The organism is Mesorhizobium sp. B2-3-6 (assembly GCF_006442305.1).
Lineage (GTDB): Bacteria > Pseudomonadota > Alphaproteobacteria > Rhizobiales > Rhizobiaceae > Mesorhizobium.
Map to the genome: position 1 here is coordinate 48,989 of NZ_VFVW01000007.1, position 15,737 is coordinate 64,725.

Sequence of the window (15,737 nt, forward strand, 5' to 3'; positions counted from 1 at the left end):
ATGCGGATTTTCGGGGGTCTTGTGGACGCGGCCGGCGACTTTGCCAGGCATCGCGGTGGGAATTTCGCCATCCTGTTCGGATTCGCCGCCTCGGTCTTGGCGCTGGGCGTCGGCTTCGCCGTCAACATCACCCAGCTCTACAACGCCAAATCGAGCCTGCAGAGCGTGGTCGACGCCGCGGTGACGTCGACGGCGCGGGACCTGACGACCGGCGTGATCAAGGAGGCCGACACCAACAAATCGGTGCAGGCCTTCCTCGACGCCAACAGTACGGCCGGCATCCTGCAGGCCAACCAGATCATGCTCGACAGGCTGACGGTCGACAGGACCGCCAGGACGGTGCAGGCGGACGCCCATGTCGACGTCGCCTTCTATTTCCCGCTGTTCGGCACGCGCGACATGCAGCGCGTTCCCGCCTCGACGACGGCGCTCTACTCGGACAAGCAGATCGAGGTGGCTATGATGCTCGACATCACGGGCTCGATGGCGAAGCGGGGCAAGGTCGACAAGATCGGCGATCTGAAAGCAGCAGCGAAAAACGCCGTCCGGACGATGCTCCGGAACCAGGATCCGAAGAACCCCCGCATCCGCGTCGCGATTGTGCCTTACGCATCCGGCGTGAATGCCGGCAAGCTGGCCGAAAACGTCTATGCCGAGAAGCCGGCGAGCTCTGAGCTGCCACCCGTGGCCGGCAGTTCGCTTCTTGTCGCCGAGACGGGCAAAAATTTGCTGCCGTCCTTCAGCGACTACATTTCCATTGTCGGCGCGGCGATGCCACGCCCCGATAATTGCGCCACGGAGCGCAAGGACAAAAATGGCGACGCGGATTTGAGCGCCGACGGCCCAGATGCTGTTCGCACGGACAAGAACGGTAAGAAGTACTACGCCCTGGTCAACCGGGATGATCATCTCGATGGCGGCGGAATGAACAAGTGCCCCGATGCGGAAGTGATTCCGCTGACCGCCGATTCCGGCGCATTGCTTGGTTCGATCGACGACTTTCAGGCTGACGGTTATACCGCCGGCGCGATCGCCATTCAGTGGACCTACTATATGCTGTCGCCGCAATGGCGCGCAGCGATCAAGAATGCCGGCCTCGGCAACGGCGCCTCGGACGTCAACGCGAAGAAGATCGCCAAGGTCGCGATCCTGATGACCGATGGCCAGTTCAATACCGCCTTCGCCGGTGCCGGGGGCCGCTACAACAGCCAGGGCAATCTTGCGCGCGGCAACGCCGAAACGCTGTGCGGCAACATGAAAAATGACGGCATCGAAATTTTCACCATCGGCTTCGACCTGAACAACAAGGACATGTCGGCAACCGAGCGGGATCAGGCAAAGGCGGTGCTGAAGGACTGTTCGTCGAAAGATGCCTCCACCGCTCAAAAACACTATTTCGAGGTGTCGACCGGGGTGGAATTGGACGCCGCCTTTCAGGAAATCATCCGCAACACCGAAAAGGTCGCGCTGACGCAGTAAGCCGTACAAGGAAAAGGCCGCCGCTTCTTTCGAAGCCGGCGGCCTTCCGTGTTTCCGTCCATGGCGCGGCTCCTGGCGGCAACCCGAGGGGTCGCCCGCCGCGCATCTCGCGCCTTAACGGGAAGACTGCTTCCCGAAAGTGCAATCCGCTGAGGCCACGTTCTGGAAAACGAAATCACTCGACATCGGATCACCTCCTTTCAGTTTGTTGAACACGCACTGATGATGGGGTGCGTTGCAGCAAAAGACAAGACGCCGGATGGAAAAAGACGTTTTTCCGGCTTGGCCGCGTCCTTTCGTGCAATCGGGTTGCGGCCAGGGGTTCAAGCGGACAAGATCGGCCTACCGAATGCAGGGGGGACGGCATGGACGCTACCGAAAGAGCAGCACGCATCGTTCGCACGGTCGTCGAGGCGTTGAAGCCGGGCTTTGCCGTCAGGCTTTGGACCGGCGAGCGCATCGGTCCGGCCGGCGGCCCGGTGCTTGCCATCAACGACCAGGACATCGTCTGGCAACTGGCCCGCCGGCCAAATTTCTCGACGCTGGTCGAGATGTGGATTTCCAAGGCGGTCGACGTGGAGGAGGGGTCGCTGTTTGACCTCTACGCGCTGCCTTCACGAGGCAAGCTGCGGTTCAAGGCGCTGCCGAAGCTCGCGATCATGCGCGACCTGCCGGCCGTGCTGTTCTCGCGAAGGCAGATGACGCAACGCGCCGACCTCGCCGGGCAAAATCCCTTTGTCAGCGGCTCCAACAAGCAGGCGATCCAGCATCATTACGACATATCGAACGCCTTCTACCGGCTCTTCCTCGACGAGCGCATGGTCTACAGCTGCGGGTATTTCAAGGATTTCGCCAATGACATCGACCAGGCCCAGGCCGACAAGCTCGAGCATATCTGCCGCAAGCTCCGGCTGAAGCCTGGCGACCGCCTGCTCGATATCGGCTGCGGCTGGGGCGCGATGCTGATCCATGCGGCGAAGCACCATGGCGTCGTCGGCCATGGCGTCTCGTTGTCGGAGGCCCAGACCGGACTCGCCCGCGAACGCATTCGGGCCGAGGGGCTGGAGGACCGGATCACAATCGAGATAAAATCCTATGCCGAGCTCACCGGAAGCTTCGACAAGATATCCTCGATAGGCATGTTCGAGCATCTGGGGCTGGCCAATCACGCCGCCTACTTCTCGACCGTCCATCGCCTGCTCAAGCCGGGCGGCATCTATCTGCATCATGCCATCACCAGGCGCAGCAAGGGCAGCATGAAGAAGACCTTGCGCAAGGGCTCGGAATACAAGGCGCTGATCAAATACATCTTCCCGGGTGGCGAGATCGACACGATCGGCATGACGTGCGGCAATCTGGAAGCACACGGCTTCCTCGTCCACGACGTCGAGAATCTGCGCGAGCACTACGCCCGCACCTGCCGGCTGTGGGCAGAGCGCCTGCATGCGCGCTTCGACGAGGCCATCGCCGAAGTGGGAGAAGCCAAGGCGCGGCTGTGGCTGCTTTACCTGACCGGCTGTTCGATCGCCTTCGATCGTGCCTCGGCGCAGATTTTCCAGACGGTCGCCACCAAGCGGACGCGGGGCCCGAGCGGCTTGCCGCCGACGCGGGCGGACCTTTACCGGTAATTCAGGCGAATCGCATCCCGTCGCCGACCTTGACGCTGGCCGCGCGGTCGACGGTGCAGTAGACGCCGAGATTGTGCGCGTTATGACGCACCAGATTGCGCAGGATCGCCGGGTCGTCGTCGAAACCGTCCTGGGCGATGATGGTGAAGCCGCAGCGGCGGCACGGCTCGGAAATGGTCAACAGCAGGTCGCCGACGGCGAGCTTCCTGCCGATCCATTCGGTTTCGGGGAAAGTGCCTTCGACCGACGCCATGTCGATGACGATGTTGGGACGAAAGCGGCGCGGGTCGGGAGTGCCTTGCGGATGCAGCGCCTTCAGGCGCGCCAGGGAGGCGGTGGTCAACAGATGGATCGGCGCCTTGCGGTAGCGCGCCTCGGTCAACGGGCCGGCATAGGCCGGCGGGGCGTTCTCCAGGCCGAACGGACGGATCGAGGCCGGAAAGCCTAGATAGTCGGAAACGGCACGGTCGCTTTCGGCGCCGGGCGCCGCCAGCCAATCTGCGCCGGGAATCGCGATCTCGAGCCTGCGGTCGCCAGTCAGCCGGGTGCGGATGCGCGGCACCTTGTGCCACTTCGGCTCGCGATCGGGACGGGCGATCTCATTGTCGGAGGCATCGACCAGGCCGAACATGCGGTCGCCCTCGATGCTCTCGGTGCCGACCGCGATCGTCTCCAGGCGTTCGCCGGCGAGCGAACTCGCCGGATAGCGCCAGAGTTCGGCAACGCTGCCTATCGCGGCCATGGCCGGTGTCAGCCTTTCTTGTTCTGGCGGTTGGCGACGAGGTCGTCGACGACGGCCGGATCGGCGAGCGTCGAGGTATCGCCAAGGGCGCCGAAATCGTCCTCGGCAATCTTGCGCAGGATGCGCCGCATGATCTTGCCCGAGCGGGTCTTGGGCAGGCCGGGTGCGAACTGGATCTTGTCGGGCGTGGCAATGGCGCCGATCTCCTTGCGGACATGGGCGAGGAGCTCCTTGCGCAAGTCCTCGCTCGGCGTCTCGCCGGCCATCAGCGTGACGTAGCAGTAGATGCCCTGGCCTTTGATGTCGTGGGGATAACCGACGACGGCGGCTTCCGAAACCTTGTCGTGGCTGACCAATGCGGATTCGACCTCGGCCGTGCCCATGCGGTGGCCGGAGACGTTGATGACGTCGTCGACGCGGCCGGTGATCCAGTAATAGCCGTCGGCATCGCGGCGGCAGCCGTCGCCGGTGAAGTACTTGCCCTTGTAGGTCGAAAAATAGGTCTGCACGAAGCGGTCGTGATCGCCATAGACGGTGCGCATCTGGCCGGGCCAGGACTCGGTGATGCACAGATTGCCGTCGGCGGCTCCTTCAAGCACCTGGCCCTCGCCGTCGACCAGTTGCGGCTTGACACCGAAGAAGGGCCGCGTGGCCGAGCCGGCCTTGAGGTCGGTGGCGCCCGGCAGCGGCGTGATCATGATGCCGCCGGTCTCGGTCTGCCACCAGGTGTCGACGATCGGCACCTTGGCGTTGCCGACGACGTTGAAATACCACTCCCATGCCTCCGGATTGATCGGTTCGCCGACCGAGCCCAGCACGCGCAGCGATTTGCGCGACGCCTTTTTCACATGATTGTCGCCGGCGCCCATCAGGGCGCGCAGCGCCGTCGGCGCGGTGTAGAAGATGTTGACCTGGTGCTTATCGATGACTTCCCAGAAGCGCGACTGCGAGGGGTAGTTGGGCACGCCCTCGAACATCAGCGTGGTGGCGCCGTTGGCGAGCGGCCCGTAGACGATGTAGCTGTGGCCGGTGACCCAGCCGACATCGGCGGTGCACCAGTAGATGTCGCCATCATGATAGTCGAAGACATATTGGTGCGTCATCGAGACGTAGACGAGATAACCCGCCGTGGTGTGCAGCACGCCTTTCGGCTTGCCGGTCGAACCCGATGTATAGAGGATGAACAGCGGATCCTCCGCCTTCATCTTCTCCGGCTTGCACTCAGCCTTAACGGTCGCGGCCTCTTCGTGGTACCAGACGTCGCGGCCCGGCGCCCAGCCGATCTTGCCGCCGGTGCGGCGGACCACCACTACCTTTTCGACCCTGGTACCGGCTTTTGCCGCGATCTCGATTGCCTTGTCGGTGTTCTCCTTCAACGGGATCGGCTTGCCGCCGCGCAGGCCCTCGTCAGCGGTGATGACGATGGTTGACTTGCAATCGTCGATGCGGCCGGCGAGCGCGTCGGGCGAAAAGCCGCCGAAGACGACCGAGTGGATGGCGCCGATACGCGTGCAGGCGAGCATCGCATAGGCCGCTTCCGGGATCATGGGCATATAGAGGGTGACGCGGTCGCCCTTCTTGACGCCGTGCTTCTTCAGCACGTTGGCGAAGCGGCAGACATGCGCATAGAGCTCATTGTAGGTGATCTTGCGGTCGTCGTAGGGGTTGTCGCCTTCCCAGATGATGGCGGTCTGGTTGCCGCGCTTCTTCAGGTGGCGGTCGATGCAGTTGTAGGAGACGTTGGTCTGGCCGTCCTCGAACCATTTGATTGAGACCTTGCCGTCGAAGGAGGCGTTGCTGACCTTGGAGAAGGGTTTGAACCAGTCGATGCGCTTGCCGTGCTTGCCCCAGAACCTGTCCGGATTCTTCACGCTGTCGGCGTACCATTTGAGATAGGTGTCGTTGTCGATCAGCGCATTCTTCTTCCAGGCCGGCTGAACGCGGTGGACATGAACCTCGGACATTTCCTGCTTTTCCTCCCGAAACTAACGCCGGCTTGAACCGCCAGCGGGATCGCGGCGACGCGGCCGCGAATTCGCGCGCATTATTAACAGTTCCGCGATGACGGCAACATTAGACGTTGGGTTTGCGCGGCGGGATGCCGCACATGGGTCCGCGGCTGCTGTCAGCACTTGCACCGGACCGCTGCTAACTTCATGTTTTCGCGTGCTAAAGCCGGTTTCGATCAAGAAAAAATCAATAGACGGTTAAGCAACCGCGCACACAATCCATTGTTGGGAGGAAGGAGAATCAACCCGGGGAGCAAAAATGCGCGACCAGCTTGAAATGGACCTGATGCTGCGGGGCTATGGCCTGACTACGGCCAATATCCTTTATCATTTCCCAGACCATCCGCATCTGTTGCAGAGCTTCATATGGCAGGACTACGACATCGCGCCGAAGTTTCCGGTGCTGATCCGCTTCATCGAGTTCTGGAAGACCAAGCTCGAGGGGCCGCTGCATTCGGTCAGCTACACGCACCAGAAGCTCATCGCGCCCAACGAGTGGCGCAAGGTCGACGGCGAATTCGTGCTGCATTAGGGGCCGCTGCTTCGAGGCCGTAAGGTCGGCACTCTACGGCGCCCGCCTCTGTCCTGCCGGACATCTCCCCCACGAGGGGGGAGATCGGCAGCTTTGCTAACAGCGCCATCCCTTCACGTTGGAAATTGGCGAAAGCCGAGGTGACATCCAATCTCCCCCCGTGGGGGAGATGTCCGGCAGGACAGAGGCGGGCGCTGCCCCGCTAACCTTCGGCTCTAGCGGTCGGACACGCTCAAACCGCCGGCGGGCTCAGCCGGGCAAAGCCCTCCTGGCGGCGGTAGGGAAAATAAGGGTAGGGCGCGGTGACCTCGCTTGCCGCATCGAGCTTCCCGATCTGCTCCGGCGTCAACGTCCAGCCGACGGCGCCGAGGTTCTGGCGCAACTGCTCCTCGTTGCGGGCGCCGATGATGACGGACGACACGGTCGGGCGCTGCAACAGCCAGTTGATGGCGATCTGCGGCACGGTCCTGCCGGTCTCCTGCGCCACCGCATCGAGGGCCTCCATGACCCGGTAGAGATGCTCGTCCTCGACCGGCGGTCCGAAGCTCGCGGTGTCGTGCAGCCGGCTCTTTTCCGGCACGGGCTGGCCGCGACGGATCTTGCCGGTCAGGCGGCCCCAGCCGAGCGGACTCCAGACCAGCGCGCCGACGCCCTGGTCGAGGCCGAGCGGCATCAACTCCCATTCATAGTCGCGGCCGACCAGCGAATAGTAGACCTGATGCGCGACATAGCGCGGATAGCCGTGCCTGTCGGCCAGCCCGAGCGACTTCATCACCTGCCAGCCGGAGAAATTGGAGACGCCGACATAGCGCAATTTGCCGGCGCGCACGAGGCCGTCCAGCGTCGACAGCACCTCCTCGATCGGCGTGCCGGCATCGAAGGCATGCAACTGCAACAGGTCGATGTAATCGGTGCCGAGCCGCTTCAGCGCGGCGTCGACGGCCTTGATCAGCCGCGAACGCGAGGAACCATAGTCGGCCGGCCCGTCGCCCATCGGCAGCGAGGTCTTGGTCGAGATCAGCACGGCATCGCGCCGGCCCTTGATCGCCTCGCCGAGCACCTCTTCCGAGGCGCCGTTCGAATAGACATCGGCGGTGTCGAACAGATTGACGCCGGCCTCGAGGCAGATGTCGACCAGCCGCCGCGCTTCCCTGGCGTCGCTGTTGCCCCATGCGCCGAACAGCGGGCCGGAACCGCCGAAGGTTCCCGCTCCGAACGAGAGCACCGGCACTTTCAGGCCCGATGCGCCAAGATTTCGATAGTCCATTTTCTTACTCCTTGTGATTTTGAAAGAAGTCGAATCGATCCGGCTTTGCCGGCGAGCTTCACGACCGGACGCAGACAGGCGCGCCGAGCGCGGTGCCGCGATCGAGACGCAGGGCCAGTCCCGCCACGGCGAGTGCCGCGACCGGCAGCAGCGCGGCGACCCAGGTGAGCGAACCCAGGCCAAGACCTTGGGCAATGACCGCGCCGCCGAGCCAGGCGCCGGCGGCGTTGCCGAGGTTGAAGGCGGCGATGTTGAAGGACGAGGCGAGGCTCTGGCCAGCACCTTGGGCCTTTTCCAGCACCCACATCTGCAAAGGCGCCACGGTGGCGAAGGCGGCGGCGCCCAGCAGGCCGACATAGATCACGGCCAACACCTGGCTGTGGATAGCAAAGCTCATGGTCGCCAGAACCAGGGCGAGCACCACGAGGCTGCCGAGCACCGCCGGCACCAGCCAGCGGTCGGCGATATTGCCGGCGATGAGGCCGCCGCCGAAGACGAGCAGGATCGGCGAAACGGCCGCTTCCTGGAAGCCGCTGATCTCTGTCAGCAACGGGGCGATGTAGGTGAAGACGGCGAAGACGCCGGCATAGCCGAGCACGGTGATGGCGAAGCCGAGCAGGACGGGCGTGCGGCGCAGCACGGCGAGATCGGCGCGCAGGTCGCTCTTCTCGGGAGCTGTCCGATTGCGCGGCACCAATGCCAGGATGACGGCAAAGGCCGCGAGACCGACCGCGGTCACCGCCCAGAAGGTGGCGCGCCAGCCGAAAGCCTGGCCGAGCCAGGTGCCGAAGGGAACGCCGAGAATGTTGGCGATGGTCAGGCCGGTGAACATGAGCGCGATCGCCGACGCCTTCTTGTTGGGCGCGACCAATCCGGTGGCGACCACCGAGCCGACGCCGAAGAAGGTGCCATGGGCAAAGGCGGTGATGACGCGCGCGCCCATCAACGTCCAATAATCAGGCGCCAGCGCACAGGCCAGATTGCCAATGGTGAAGATCGCCATCAGCGCCAGAAGCACCGTCTTGCGCGGCCAGTTGCCGGTGGCGATCGTCAGCAGAGGTGCTCCGATGACGACGCCCAGCGCATAGCCGGAAATCAGTTGGCCGGCGGCCGAGATCGAGACGCCGAGATCTTTGCTGACGTCGATGAGCAGGCCCATGATGACGAATTCGGTGACGCCGATGCCGAAGGCGCCGGCGGCGAGAGCATAGAGAGCGAGAGGCATGATGTTTCCACTTCGGCGGTGACGGGCGCCCTGTCCAGGCCGCGCCCCGACCGGGAAGATCGTGTGGCCATGCGATGTGAACCAGACTTGCTCCAGGCATACTTTCTGTGAAATAGATTCACAGATGGCGAGATCCGACATCAATCGTTCCGGCGAGATCGAAGTGTTTGTGCGCGTCGTCGAGGCGGGCAGCTTTTCGGCGGCGGCACGTGCCTTGCGCATGACCCCGTCCGCGGTGAGCAAATTGATCGCGCGGCTGGAGGCCAGGCTCGGCGCGCGGCTGGTCACCCGCTCGACGCGCAAGCTGCAACTGACGCCGGAAGGCACTGCTTTCTACGACAGCGGCATGCGCATCCTCGCCGACATGGACGCGGCCGAGCGCGAGGCGGCCGCCGGGGCGGCGCCGCGCGGCCGGTTGAGGGTCAACAGCTACGTGCCGTTCGGCCACCACCGGCTGATGTCGCTGCTGCCTCGGTTTCTGGAGCGTTATCCCGAGATTTCCGTCGACGCCGTGCTGACAGACAGCGTGATCGACCTTCTGGAGGAGCGCGCCGATGTGGCGATACGCGCTGGACCCTTGCGCGAGTCACGGCTGGTAGCGCGCAAACTGGGGCAGAGCCGGATGGTGCTGGTCGCGGCACCCTCCTATGTCGAAGCGCGTGGGACGCCGCGCACGCTGGCCGATCTCGGGCGTCACAATATGCTGGCCTTCGGCTTTGCGCGGCATATAGACGGCTGGCCTTTTGTCGATGCGGCAGGTGCGCCGGTCATCGTCCCGGTTGTCGGAAACGCAACGCTGACCGACGGCGAGGCGATGCGGCGGATGGCGCTGGCGGGAGGCGGAATCGCTCGGCTGGCGCGCTGGCATGTCCAGCCGGACATGGACGCGGGGGCATTCGTCCCGTTGCTGGAGGAATTCAACCCGGGCGACGAGGAGGCCACCCATGCCGTCTATGTCGGCCAGGGCAAGCATCTGCCTGCGCGGGTGCGGGCCTTTCTCGATTTTCTCTCAGAGGCCGTTCGCCTCTAGACTAACTGAGAAGCCGCGTACCTAAGGCACGCGGCTTCGAAGCAGGCTCGAAAAACGATCAGGCCTTCGGCACGAACGGCGCCGGACGCCGGCCGACGGCCTGCCGCTCCAGCATCCAGCCGGGATATTCGGCCGGCAGCGCGCTCACCTCGTCCAGTCTGGCGAGATCATCGGTATCAAGTTTGAGGTTCGTGGCGGCAAGGTTCTGTTCGAGCTGATCCATGCGGCTGGCGCCGATGATCACGCTCATCACGAAGGGCTTGGCCAGGACATAGCCTAGTGCCACGGTAGCGACGCTGACGTCATGCTTTTTGGCGATCTCGCGCATGACCGCGACCGCCGCCCAGGCGCGGTCCTCGTTGACCGGTGGGAAGTTGAAGGAGGCGCGGCGGCCCTCGCCATTGCCGGGCGCACCAGGGCCGTATTTGCCGGACAGCAGTCCGCCGGCCATCGGCGACCAGACCATAAGACCGAGCTTCTCCTCGTTGATCAGCGGCACGATCTCGCGCTCGAGATCACGACCGGCGATCGAGTAATAGGACTGGATGGTCTCGAAGCGGGCAAAGCCCTTGCGGTCGGCTATGCCAAGCGCCTTGGCGATGCGCCAGGCCTGCCAGTTGGATACGCCGACATAGCGGACCTTGCCGCTGGCGACGAGATCGTCCAGTGCCCTGAGCGTCTCATCGATCGGCGTCACCGCGTCGGTTCCGTGCAACTGATAGAGATCGATATGATCGAGCTGCAGCCGTTCCAGGCTGGCATCGACCGAGTCCATGATGTGGCCGCGCGAGGAGCCGCGCTGGTTCGGGCCTTCGCCCATGGCGCCGTGAACCTTGGTGGCGACGACCACGCTCGACCTGTCAACGCCGAGATCCCTGAGCGACTGGCCGAGCAGGCGCTCGGATTCGCCGAAGGAATAGACATCGGCCGTGTCGAAGAAATTGACCCCGGCGGCGAGCGAGCGGCCGACGATCTCGTTGACGCCTTTCTGGTCGAGACTGGCGATCAGGCCCCATTGGGCATTCTGGCCGGCTGCACCGAAGGTCATGGTGCCGAGGCAGAGTTCGGAGACGAACATCCCCGTATTTCCAAGCTGGTTGTAATGCATGGCGAAAGCTCCAGAGATTTGTGATGACACAGATCAAATAGGAACGGTACGTTTCGTTTCCAGCACTGGCGTAATCAGCCGGTAGAACTGGACCATCTTGCCGGTGACAGAAACTTGTCAGAGATGGACCGCTCGGATCATTGTGTTCGGGCGGCGATTGACCTCCTCGACAAATTCGTCATCCCAGACGAGGACGGAGAGAAGATATTGCGCAAGGGAGGGCTTTGCGCCAACCCACCGTTCGTAGTCCTCAACCGCTAGCACCACGGCAGATGGCTGCCCTCGCACCGTAATGGTTTGCGGCCCTTTTTCGCGCGACTGTCTTACCAGCTTCGAGAGGTTGTTTCTTGCGTCCCGCAGCTGCCAGCTCAAGAAGACTACTCCTCGCTTAACTCGCAAGATGTGTTCAGTCCGTCTGTGTATCATGGGCTTAGAACTCACAGACGACAGGGCCAACCCAGGGCGGACGGCTTTATCGACTGCCGAAGATCGCCGAACCGACCCTGACACTGGTGGCGCCGAAGGCGATGGCCGTCTCGTAATCGCCGGACATGCCCATCGACAGTTTGGCGACGCCTGCCTCCCGCGCCAATTTTTGCAGCAGGGCGAAATGCGGGCCAGGGTTCTCGTCCGCCGGCGGAATGCACATCAGGCCTTCGATGGCGAGGCCGTGGACATCGCGGCAGCGGGCGACGAAGGTCACGGCCTCGCGCGGCTCGATGCCGGCCTTCTGCGGCTCGGAGCCGGTGTTGACCTGGACGTAGAGTTTCGGTGCCCGGCCTTGCCGGGCGATCTCCTTGGCGAGTTCGGCGGAAATCTTCTCACGATCGACCGTCTCGATGACGTCGAACAGCGCCACGGCTTCCCTGGCTTTGTTCGATTGCAGCGGTCCGATCAGATGCAGTTCGACATCGGGGAAAGCCTCTTTCAGCGCCGGCCACTTGCCCTGCGCTTCCTGCACCCGGTTCTCGCCGAAGACGCGCTGGCCGGCCTCGATGACGGGCCTGATGTCGGCGGCGTCAAAGGTCTTGGAAACGGCGACCAGCGTCACCGCGCCAGCGTCGCGCCGGGCTTCGCGCTCGGCGGCGGCGATCTTCGCCTTGACCGCTAAAACCTGCTGAACGGCGTCGCCCATGTCCAAATCCCGCTGTTTTGACCGCGTTTTTTCCAGACGCGATACCCATATGGTTGACGGGTTTGCCAAACCATGGTGAACACCCGGACCACATCCAATGGACTGCCGAGCTGTCGCCCGCAGTCCGCATGCTTTTTAAGTGAAAAACGTCCCATGGCAACCGAACGATACAATCCGCGCGCGTCAGAGCCCAAATGGCAGAAGGCCTGGGCCGACAGGAAGCTGTTCGAGGCGCACAACGATGATCCGCGCCCGAAATACTACGTGCTGGAGATGTTCCCCTATCCATCGGGACGCATCCATATCGGGCATACGCGCAACTATACGATGGGCGATGTGGTGGCGCGCTACAAGCGGGCCAAGGGTTTCAACGTGCTGCATCCGATGGGCTGGGACGCCTTCGGCATGCCGGCCGAGAACGCGGCGATGCAGAACAAGGTCCATCCCAAGGAATGGACCTACCAGAACATCGCCACCATGCGCGAACAGCTCAAGGTCATGGGCCTGTCGCTGGACTGGGCGCGCGAATTCGCGACTTGCGATGTCGACTACTACCACCGCCAGCAGATGCTGTTCCTCGACTTTGTCGAGAAGGGCCTGGTGACGCGCAAATCCTCGAAGGTCAATTGGGATCCGGAGGACATGACGGTGCTCGCCAACGAGCAGGTCATCGACGGGCGCGGCTGGCGCTCGGGCGCGCTGGTCGAACAGCGCGAGCTGACGCAATGGTTCTTCAGGATAACCGACTTTGCGCAGGATCTCCTGGATTCGCTCGATCGCCTCGACGAATGGCCCGAGAAGGTCAAGCTGATGCAGCACAATTGGATCGGCCGTTCGGAAGGCCTGCTGATCCGCTGGCCGCTGGCGGCTCCCGTCGCCGGCGAGCAGGAGCTGGAAGTTTATACGACGAGGCCCGACACCATCTTCGGCGCCTCCTTCATGGCGGTCGCCGCCGACCATCCGCTGGCCCGGAAGGCCGCCGAGACCAATCCGGCGCTGGCGAGCTTTATTGACGAAGTCCGCCATATGGGCACTTCGGTGGCGGCGCTGGAGACGGCCGAGAAGAAGGGCTTCGACACCGGCATCCGCGTCGTGCATCCGTTCGACGAGAACTGGACGCTGCCGGTCTACGTCGCCAATTTCGTGCTGATGGACTACGGCACCGGCGCCATCTTCGGCTGCCCGTCCGGCGACCAGCGCGACCTCGATTTCGCCAACAAATACGGCCTGCCGGTGATCCCGGTGGTGATGCCGGAAGGTGCTGATCCCAAGACCTTCCAGGTCATCGACGAAGCCTATGTCGACGACGGCGTGATGATCAATTCGCGCTTCCTCGATGGCATGAAGCCAGAGCGGGCGTTCGACGAGGTGGCGAAGCTGCTGGAGCAGAAGACGATCGGCAACCGGCCGATGGCCGAGCGCAAGGTCAACTTCCGCCTGCGCGACTGGGGCATTTCGCGCCAGCGCTACTGGGGCTGTCCGATCCCGATGATCCATTGCGAGGATTGCGGCGTGGTGCCGGTGCCGAAGGCAGACCTGCCGGTGAAGCTGCCCGACGATGTCGAGTTCGACCGCCCAGGCAACCCGCTGGACCGCCACCCGACCTGGCGGCATGTCAAATGCCCGCAATGCGGCAAGGATGCGCGGCGCGAAACCGACACGATGGACACGTTCGTCGATTCGTCCTGGTATTTCGCCCGCTTCACCGCGCCCTGGGCGAATGAGCCGACCGACCCGAAGGCGGCGAACGAGTGGCTGGCCGTCGACCAGTATATCGGCGGCATCGAGCACGCGATCCTGCATCTGCTCTATTCGCGCTTCTTCACCCGGGCCATGCGCGAGACCGGCCATCTCGACCTGGCCGAGCCGTTCAAGGGCCTGTTCACGCAAGGCATGGTGGTGCACGAGACCTATCGCGTGGGATCGGCATCGAACGGGCGCTGGCTGGCGCCGACCGAGGTGCGGCTGGAGGACGTCGACGGCAAGCGCCGCGCCGTCGAGATCGCCACGGGCGAGACGGCGGAGATCGGCTCCCTGGAAAAGATGTCGAAGTCGAAGAAGAACACGGTCAGCCCGGAAGACATCACCGACGGCTACGGCGCCGACACCGCGCGCTGGTTCATGCTGTCGGATTCGCCGCCCGAACGCGACGTCGAATGGACCGACGATGGCGCCGCCGGCGCGCATCGCTTCATGCAGCGCATCTGGCGCCTGGTCTCGACCGCGGCCGAATCGCTGGCCGGCATCGCACCCATAGCGGGCGGTGGCGGTGAAGCCGGGGCGGTTTCCAAGGCCACGCACAAGATCCTGAAAGCGGTCGGCGAAGACATCGAGAAACTCGCATTCAACCGCGCCATCGCCCGCATCTACGAACTCGCCAACGTGCTGACCACGCCGCTCAATGAGGTGGCCGAAGGCAAGGCCGATACCGCGCTCAAAGGCGCCTGCCGGGAGGCCGTGGAGGTGCTCGTGCACCTGATCGCGCCGATCATGCCGCATCTGGCCGAGGAATGCTGGGAGGCGCTCGGCGGTGCCGATCTGGTCGCAGAACGGCCGTGGCCGATCTTCGACCCGGCGCTGGTCGTCGACAATGAGGTCACCTACCCGGTCCAGGTCAACGGCAAGAAGCGCGGGGATTTGACAATTGCCCGCGACGCGGACCAAGGTGCGGTCGAAAAAGCCGTGCTCGCTCTCGACTTCGTGCAGAAGGCGCTCGAAGGCAAGGCTCCGCGCAAGGTGATCATCGTGCCGCAGAGGATCGTCAATGTCGTTGCCTGATCGGGAAAAGACAGAGCTGAGCCGTTTGCTGCGCCGTGCCGCGCTTGCCGGCCTTGTCGGCTCGCTTGCGCTCGTTTCGGCCTGCCAGGTGCGGCCGCTCTACTCGAGCGCGCCGCTGTCGACCGGCTCGAGCGCCAATGCCGAACTGGCGTCGATCGCCATCAAACCGGTCAGGACGCGTTACGGCCAGCAGGTGCGCAACAATTTGATCTTCGGATTTGGGCGCGGCGCCGGCGAACCGGCCTCGCCGGCCTACTCGCTCGATCTCGGCGTGACCGAAGCCGTTGAATCCTCGGCGCTCGTGCAGGTCGGAACCGACCAGGACGAGCCGACCGCGGGTTCGGTGACGCTGACCGCCGGCTACACGCTGACCGATGCCAAAACCGGCGCGGTGATCGCGACCGGCAGGCGGGCGATCACTTCGTCTTTCGACAGGCCGCGCCAGGAATTCGCCGCGTACCGGGCACAGATCGATGCCGAGAACCGCGCCGCGCGCGAGCTTGCCAACGCGCTGCAACTGTCCATCGCCCAGGATCTCGCACGGCACGGCAAGACGGCCGGTTAGCGCCGCTCTCCGTTTCAGGTGGCATAACAATCTGGTGCCTGAAGGCCGCCTTTGCCACGGCTCCGGAGCCGGTTCTCCGTTCGCCTTTAGCCGAAGCACGCGGGTGTGTTGACGATCGTGGGATGACGATCGGCCGCACGGGTCCGATCGTCCGACACCGCTGTGAAAGTCACGCTTCGCCGCTCTTGGGGGGCCGACGGGAAGCAACTGTTAACCACTCGCTCTCTATTGCTCAGCAG

Annotated in this window: 13 protein-coding genes; 6 read left to right on the top strand and 7 right to left on the bottom strand. The window is 63.7% G+C overall.

From position 1 onward, the window contains the following. Both FJ953_RS20330 and FJ953_RS20335 read left to right on the top strand, forming a co-directional pair. Window positions 1–1,479, top strand: coding sequence for a TadE/TadG family type IV pilus assembly protein (locus FJ953_RS20330; protein ID WP_140624944.1), 1,479 nt, complete (start codon window positions 1–3; stop codon window positions 1,477–1,479). A gap of 365 nt (window positions 1,480–1,844) precedes the next feature. Further along, the gene (locus FJ953_RS20335) at window positions 1,845–3,107 is read left to right on the top strand and encodes a cyclopropane-fatty-acyl-phospholipid synthase family protein (RefSeq protein WP_140624945.1); all 1,263 of its coding nucleotides are present in this window, start codon (window positions 1,845–1,847) and stop codon (window positions 3,105–3,107) included. A gap of 1 nt (window position 3,108) precedes the next feature. Here the strand turns inward: FJ953_RS20335 and FJ953_RS20340 are convergent, their stop codons facing one another. Both FJ953_RS20340 and acs read right to left on the bottom strand, forming a co-directional pair. Beyond that, window positions 3,109–3,849 carry an MOSC domain-containing protein gene (locus tag FJ953_RS20340; protein ID WP_140624946.1) on the bottom strand — a complete coding sequence of 247 codons (741 nt, stop codon included), beginning with the start codon at window positions 3,847–3,849 and terminating at the stop codon, window positions 3,109–3,111. Window positions 3,850–3,857: 8 nt separating this feature from the next. Then, the gene (gene acs, locus FJ953_RS20345; RefSeq protein ID WP_140624947.1) at window positions 3,858–5,813 is read right to left on the bottom strand and encodes an acetate--CoA ligase; all 1,956 of its coding nucleotides are present in this window, start codon (window positions 5,811–5,813) and stop codon (window positions 3,858–3,860) included. Window positions 5,814–6,117: 304 nt separating this feature from the next. On the opposite strand from acs, the gene FJ953_RS20350 reads away from it, so the two are divergent. Continuing rightward, window positions 6,118–6,390, top strand: coding sequence for an usg protein (locus tag FJ953_RS20350; RefSeq protein WP_140492921.1), 273 nt, complete (start codon window positions 6,118–6,120; stop codon window positions 6,388–6,390). Window positions 6,391–6,622: 232 nt separating this feature from the next. On the opposite strand, the gene FJ953_RS20355 is transcribed toward FJ953_RS20350, so the two are convergent. Both FJ953_RS20355 and FJ953_RS20360 read right to left on the bottom strand, forming a co-directional pair. Then, entirely contained in the window at window positions 6,623–7,657 is a 1,035-nt protein-coding gene (locus FJ953_RS20355) for an aldo/keto reductase (protein WP_140624948.1), read from the bottom strand. A 58-nt stretch (window positions 7,658–7,715) separates the two neighbouring features. Beyond that, a complete protein-coding gene (locus tag FJ953_RS20360) occupies window positions 7,716–8,882 on the bottom strand; it encodes an MFS transporter (RefSeq protein WP_140624949.1) in 1,167 nt (388 codons plus the stop codon). A 124-nt stretch (window positions 8,883–9,006) separates the two neighbouring features. Here FJ953_RS20360 and FJ953_RS20365 point away from each other — a divergent pair, with 124 nt between their 5' ends. Beyond that, the gene (locus FJ953_RS20365) at window positions 9,007–9,912 is read left to right on the top strand and encodes a LysR family transcriptional regulator (RefSeq protein WP_140518234.1); all 906 of its coding nucleotides are present in this window, start codon (window positions 9,007–9,009) and stop codon (window positions 9,910–9,912) included. A gap of 58 nt (window positions 9,913–9,970) precedes the next feature. Here the strand turns inward: FJ953_RS20365 and FJ953_RS20370 are convergent, their stop codons facing one another. From FJ953_RS20370 to FJ953_RS20380, 3 genes are all read right to left on the bottom strand, one after another. Further along, on the bottom strand, window positions 9,971–11,020 hold the full coding sequence (locus FJ953_RS20370) for an aldo/keto reductase (protein ID WP_140624950.1): 1,050 nt from the start codon (window positions 11,018–11,020) through the stop codon (window positions 9,971–9,973). A 117-nt stretch (window positions 11,021–11,137) separates the two neighbouring features. Beyond that, window positions 11,138–11,392 carry a type II toxin-antitoxin system Phd/YefM family antitoxin gene (locus FJ953_RS20375; RefSeq protein ID WP_140492937.1) on the bottom strand — a complete coding sequence of 85 codons (255 nt, stop codon included), beginning with the start codon at window positions 11,390–11,392 and terminating at the stop codon, window positions 11,138–11,140. A gap of 100 nt (window positions 11,393–11,492) precedes the next feature. Further along, the gene (locus FJ953_RS20380; protein ID WP_140624951.1) at window positions 11,493–12,155 is read right to left on the bottom strand and encodes a YggS family pyridoxal phosphate-dependent enzyme; all 663 of its coding nucleotides are present in this window, start codon (window positions 12,153–12,155) and stop codon (window positions 11,493–11,495) included. Window positions 12,156–12,308: 153 nt separating this feature from the next. Between FJ953_RS20380 and leuS the strand changes: the two genes are divergently transcribed. Together leuS and lptE are read left to right on the top strand one after the other, a co-directional pair. After that, a complete protein-coding gene (gene leuS, locus FJ953_RS20385) occupies window positions 12,309–14,933 on the top strand; it encodes a leucine--tRNA ligase (RefSeq protein ID WP_140624952.1) in 2,625 nt (874 codons plus the stop codon). After that, complete coding sequence (gene lptE / locus FJ953_RS20390; protein ID WP_140624953.1) at window positions 14,920–15,498, top strand: LPS assembly lipoprotein LptE; 579 nt, start codon at window positions 14,920–14,922, stop codon at window positions 15,496–15,498. The genes leuS and lptE overlap by 14 nt, the downstream gene beginning before the upstream one ends. Window positions 15,499–15,737 lie beyond the last annotated feature (239 nt).

Bases quoted from the DNA above. Each gene is read 5' to 3' on its own strand.
- FJ953_RS20330 (WP_140624944.1), top strand. From the start codon at position 1: ATGCGGATTTTCGGGGGTCTTGTGGACGCGGCCGGCGACTTTGCCAGG.
- FJ953_RS20335 (WP_140624945.1), top strand. From the start codon at position 1,845: ATGGACGCTACCGAAAGAGCAGCACGCATCGTTCGCACGGTCGTCGAG.
- FJ953_RS20340 (WP_140624946.1), bottom strand. From the start codon at position 3,849: ATGGCCGCGATAGGCAGCGTTGCCGAACTCTGGCGCTATCCGGCGAGT.
- acs (WP_140624947.1), bottom strand. From the start codon at position 5,813: ATGTCCGAGGTTCATGTCCACCGCGTTCAGCCGGCCTGGAAGAAGAAT.
- FJ953_RS20350 (WP_140492921.1), top strand. From the start codon at position 6,118: ATGCGCGACCAGCTTGAAATGGACCTGATGCTGCGGGGCTATGGCCTG.
- FJ953_RS20355 (WP_140624948.1), bottom strand. From the start codon at position 7,657: ATGGACTATCGAAATCTTGGCGCATCGGGCCTGAAAGTGCCGGTGCTC.
- FJ953_RS20360 (WP_140624949.1), bottom strand. From the start codon at position 8,882: ATGCCTCTCGCTCTCTATGCTCTCGCCGCCGGCGCCTTCGGCATCGGC.
- FJ953_RS20365 (WP_140518234.1), top strand. From the start codon at position 9,007: ATGGCGAGATCCGACATCAATCGTTCCGGCGAGATCGAAGTGTTTGTG.
- FJ953_RS20370 (WP_140624950.1), bottom strand. From the start codon at position 11,020: ATGCATTACAACCAGCTTGGAAATACGGGGATGTTCGTCTCCGAACTC.
- FJ953_RS20380 (WP_140624951.1), bottom strand. From the start codon at position 12,155: ATGGGCGACGCCGTTCAGCAGGTTTTAGCGGTCAAGGCGAAGATCGCC.
- leuS (WP_140624952.1), top strand. From the start codon at position 12,309: ATGGCAACCGAACGATACAATCCGCGCGCGTCAGAGCCCAAATGGCAG.
- lptE (WP_140624953.1), top strand. From the start codon at position 14,920: ATGTCGTTGCCTGATCGGGAAAAGACAGAGCTGAGCCGTTTGCTGCGC.